The sequence below is a fragment of the Nocardia tenerifensis NBRC 101015 genome (assembly GCF_000308715.1).
Lineage (GTDB): Bacteria > Actinomycetota > Actinomycetes > Mycobacteriales > Mycobacteriaceae > Nocardia > Nocardia tenerifensis.
The window spans coordinates 1-4552 of record NZ_BAGH01000083.1; the positions used below are offsets into that span (position 1 = coordinate 1).

The 4552-nt window shown below is 70.4% G+C and carries 4 protein-coding genes; all 4 read left to right on the forward strand.

Annotation, left to right across the window (positions count from 1 at the left end):
• Nucleotides 1-1261: homoserine dehydrogenase (locus tag ON39_RS06720; protein ID WP_040732346.1), on the forward strand; the 1261-nt coding region annotated here is incomplete at its 5' end.
• A 73-nt stretch (nt 1262-1334) separates the two neighbouring features.
• Nucleotides 1335-2429, forward strand: a complete 1095-nt coding sequence (gene thrC / locus ON39_RS06725) for a threonine synthase (RefSeq protein ID WP_040732347.1) — start codon at nt 1335-1337, stop codon at nt 2427-2429.
• Nucleotides 2430-2487: 58 nt separating this feature from the next.
• Complete coding sequence (thrB, locus tag ON39_RS06730; RefSeq protein ID WP_040732350.1) at nt 2488-3453, forward strand: homoserine kinase; 966 nt, start codon at nt 2488-2490, stop codon at nt 3451-3453.
• Between the two features lie 380 nt (nt 3454-3833).
• The coding region (locus tag ON39_RS06735; RefSeq protein WP_040732348.1) for a Rho termination factor N-terminal domain-containing protein at nt 3834-4552 on the forward strand (719 nt) is incomplete at its 3' end.

Sequence of the window (4552 nt, forward strand, 5' to 3'; positions counted from 1 at the left end):
GATTCTGCGCGAGCACTCCGAGGATCTCCGCTCGCGCGTCGGCGCCCCCGTCGTGCTGCGCGGCGTCGCGGTGCGCAACCTCGACAACGACCGCGGGCTCCCGCCGCACCTGCTGACCACCGACGCCGACGCCCTGGTCGCCCGCGACGACGTCGACCTCGTGGTCGAGGTGATCGGCGGCATCGACCCGCCGCGCCGCCTGATCCTGGCCGCGCTGAACGCGGGCAAATCCGTGGTGACCGCGAACAAGGCGCTGCTGGCCGACTACACCGGCGAACTCGCGGCCGCCGCCGAGCGCAGCCGCGCCGACCTCTACTTCGAGGCCGCGGTGGCGGGCGCCATCCCGGTGGTGCGCCCGCTCATCCAGTCGCTGGCCGGTGACCGGGTCAACCGGGTCGTCGGCATCGTCAACGGCACCACCAACTTCATCCTCTCCGCGATGGACGAGACCGGCGCCGACTACGAGGTCACCCTCAAGGAGGCCACGCGGCTGGGTTACGCCGAGGCCGACCCGACCGCCGACGTGGAGGGCTACGACGCCGCCGCCAAGGCCGCCATCCTGGCCTCGCTCGCCTTCCACACCAGGGTCACCGCCGCCGACGTGTACCGCGAGGGCATCTCGAAGATCAGCGCCGAGGACTTGGAGACCGCCTCCGCGTTGAACTGCACGGTCAAACTGCTCGCGATCTGCGAGCGTGTCGCCGCCGGGCCGGGCGAGCCGAGCGTGGCCGAGGGCGGCAAGGAGCGCGTCTCGGTGCGCGTGTACCCCGCGCTGGTGCCGCGCAAGCACCCGCTGGCCGCGGTCAGCGGCGCGTTCAACGCGGTGGTCGTCGAGGCGGAGAACGCGGGCCGGTTGATGTTCTACGGGCAGGGCGCGGGCGGCGCGCCGACCGCCTCCGCGGTGCTCGGCGATCTGGTGATGGCCGCCCGTAACAAGTTCTACGGTGGCCGCGCTCCGGGCGAATCGGTTTATGCTGAGCTACCGATCGCGCCGATCGGCGATACGCCCACCCGCTATCACGTGAACCTGCAGGTGGCAGACCGTCCCGGGGTTCTCGCCGCGGTGGCGGGCGAATTCGCCAAGCACGAGGTGAGCATCTCGACCGTCCGCCAAGAGGGGCACGGCACGGGCGCTCGCTTGGTCGTGGTTACCCACCACGCCGTGGAGTCGGCGCTCGCGGACACCGTCGCCGCCCTTGGCGAGATGGAATCCGTCACATCCATCACCAGCGTCCTGAGATTGGAAGGCACCGAAGAATGAACACGAATGTGCGGAGTTTCGCCGACATTCGAGACGATGCGTCCGCGGGTGGCATGACCCGGGGAGCGTCGGCATGAGCTCGGCCGGTGTCGCCCCGCAGGCCGGAGTGCACTCCCGCTGGCCCGGCCTGATCGCGGCCTACCGCGATCGGATCGCGGGCGCGGCGGACTGGGAGCCGGTCACCCTGCTCGAGGGTGGTACGCCGCTGGTGCCCGCGCCGTATCTGTCCGAGTTGACCGGCTGTGAGGTATATCTCAAGGTCGAGGGGCTGAACCCGACCGGCTCGTTCAAGGATCGCGGCATGACCGTCGCGATCACCGATGCCAAGTACCAGGGCCAGCGGGCCGTGCTGTGCGCGTCCACCGGCAACACCTCGGCGTCGGCCGCGGCCTACGCCACCCGCGCGGGCATGACCTGTGCCGTGCTGATCCCGCAGGGCAAGATCGCGATGGGCAAGCTGGCCCAGGCGGTCATGCTGGGCGCCAAGATCATTCAAGTGGACGGCAACTTCGACGACTGCCTCGAGCTGGCCCGCAAGGTCACCTCGGACTTCCCCAGCATCGGCCTGGTGAACTCGGTCAACCCGGCCCGCATCGAGGGCCAGAAGACCGCGTCGTTCGAGATCTGCGACGTGCTCGGCCGGGCCCCCGACGTGCACGCGCTGCCGGTGGGCAACGCGGGCAACATCACCGCGTACTGGCGCGGCTACCGCGAGTACTACGCCGACGGCATCACCACCCAGCTGCCGCGCATGCTCGGCGTGCAGGCCGCGGGCGCCGCACCGCTGGTCAACGGCGCTCCGGTGAGCAACCCCGAGACCATCGCGACCGCCATCCGGATCGGCGCGCCCGCGTCGTGGAACGGCGCGATGGCGGCCAAGGAGGAGTCCGGCGGCGCCTTCCGCGCGGCCACCGACGACGAGATCGTGGCGGCGTACCGCCTGGTCGCGGCGCACGAGGGCGTGTTCGTCGAGCCCGCGTCGGCGGCCAGCGTGGCCGGCCTGCTCGCCGCGCACAAGGGGGGCTGGCTCGACTCCGGCCTGACCGTCGTGTGCACGGTGACCGGGAACGGTCTCAAGGACCCCGACACCGCGCTGCTGGGAATGCCGCAGGTGCAGGCGATTCCGGTCGATCCGGTCGCCGTCGCCGCCGAACTAGAGCTGGCCTGAGTTGAATTCACGCGAAGGCCAGCTGTACGCGGGGGCGCAGCGCCCCCGGTCCGCGAGCATGAGTCGCACGCTGCCCGCGGGCCTTTCGGTCACCGCGCGGGTGCCCGCGTCCAGCGCGAACCTCGGCCCCGGGTTCGACTCGCTCGGAATGGCATTGGGCATCTACGACGAGATCGAGGTCCGCACTACCGATTCCGGGCTCAACATCCGGGTCGAGGGTGAGGGCGCCGACGATGTCCCCTGGGGCCCTTCACATCTCGTGGTCCGCGCGATCGAGCGCGGCCTCGAGTCGGCGGGCGTGTGGGCCGACGGCCTCGATGTGGTGTGCCGCAACGTGATTCCGCACTCGCGCGGGCTCGGCTCCTCGGCCTCCGCCGTGGTCGGCGGGCTGGCCGCCGGCTGCGCCATCGCGGCGGAGTTCGACCAGGCGCTGACCACGTCCACCGACCAATTGGTGCAGCTCGCAGCGGAATTCGAGGGTCACCCGGACAACGCGGCGGCCAGCGTGCTCGGCGGCATCGTGGTGTCCTGGACCGAGACCGACCGGGCCGCCGACATCGGCCAGGACGGCGTCCCGGTGGCCGAGCACCACGGCCGCGTCTACCGGGCCGTGCGGCTGGACGCGCACCCGACGCTGCGCCCGGTCGTGCTCATCCCGGAGGAGCGCTCGTCCACCGCGCACACCAGGGGTTTGTTGCCCGAGGTGGTGCCGCACGGCGACGCCGCGTTCAACGTCAGCCGGGCCGCTCTGGCGGTGGTGGCTTTGACCCAGCGCCCCGACCTGCTGATGCCCGCGACGGCCGACCGGCTGCACCAGGCCCAGCGTGCCCCCGCGCTACCGCTGACCACCACTTGGATCTCCCGGCTGCGCGCGGCGGGCCTCGCGGCCACCGTCTCGGGCGCCGGTCCCACCGTGTTGGCCCTGGGGACCAGCGAATTTCCCGCAGAACTCCGTGAACTCGCGGCCATGGACGGGTTGCGGGTGGTCGAACCAGGACTTGCCGATGGAGTCCGCATCGACTGACGGCGCGTCTGGCTTGCCGAGATTCACAATGGGCAGCTATCCTGAGCGGGTCCGTACATCGTGCGCATCAGACGCCGGTGCTTCATCAGGGCAATCGCTCCAGCAGGCTCCAGGCTCGAGCCTCCAGGCCATGGGGGTGCTGCGTAGCTGCGCAACTGGAATGATCTCTCCCACCTCACACCACCGGTGGCGAAGCGGACGGACGCATCCGAGTCCGGCAGAATGCCCGGACTGCGGGACGAACCCTCGAAACAGCACACGGCAATCGGGGGAAGGAAAGGATTTCCGTGACAGATACGGACCTGCTCGCGACACCCGGGGTGGAATCCAACCCAACAGCTCCGGGCGACAGCGAAAGTGACTCCGGACAGATTTCGAAGATGAGCGAACAAACCGACGTCGCACGATCGGGGCTGACTGGAATGTTGTTGCCGCAGTTGCGTGCGCTCGCGGGGGAGCTCGGTATCCGAGGCACCTCCGGAATGCGCAAAGGCGATTTGATCGCCGCAATCAAGGAAAATCAAGCCGGAAAACCGGCCAAGGGCGAAAAGCCCGAAGGGGGACAGGCCAAGTCCGCGGTTTCCGCCAAGGCCGAAACTCCCGCCAATACGCAGGCGACGCGGTCGGCCGCCCGAGCGGAGCAGGGCACCCTCGACGTGGATCCCGCCCCCGCCAAGGAGACCCCCGCCGCCGAGGCCCCGGCCAAGGAATCCGCTCCCGCGAACTCGGCGCCGGCCGAGACCACCGCGCCGAACTCGGCCGAATCCACCGAGGATTCCGGTCGCGACGGCGGTCAGCGTGGTCGTGGCCGGCAGCGGCGCGGCCGTGACCAGGCGCGATCCGGCGGCGGCGAGGCCGCTTCGGCCGATGCGCGTGGTGACGAGCCGAAGCAGGACGCCGAGCAGGGCGAGCGGCGCCGCGAGCGCAACCAGTCGGGTGAGCGTAATCAGGGCGAGCGCAACCAGTCCGGCGACCGCGCGCAGTCGGGTGAGCGCAACCAGTCCGGCGAGCGCGGCCAGTCCGGTGAGCGCAACAACCAGAACGGCAACGGCGGAAACGCCAACGGCGGCCGCAACAATGACCGCAACAACGCCCGTAA

Coding starts and splice junctions, on each gene's coding strand:
- thrC (WP_040732347.1), top strand. CDS start 1,335: ATGAGCTCGGCCGGTGTCGCCCCGCAGGCCGGAGTGCACTCCCGCTGG.
- thrB (WP_040732350.1), top strand. CDS start 2,488: ATGAGTCGCACGCTGCCCGCGGGCCTTTCGGTCACCGCGCGGGTGCCC.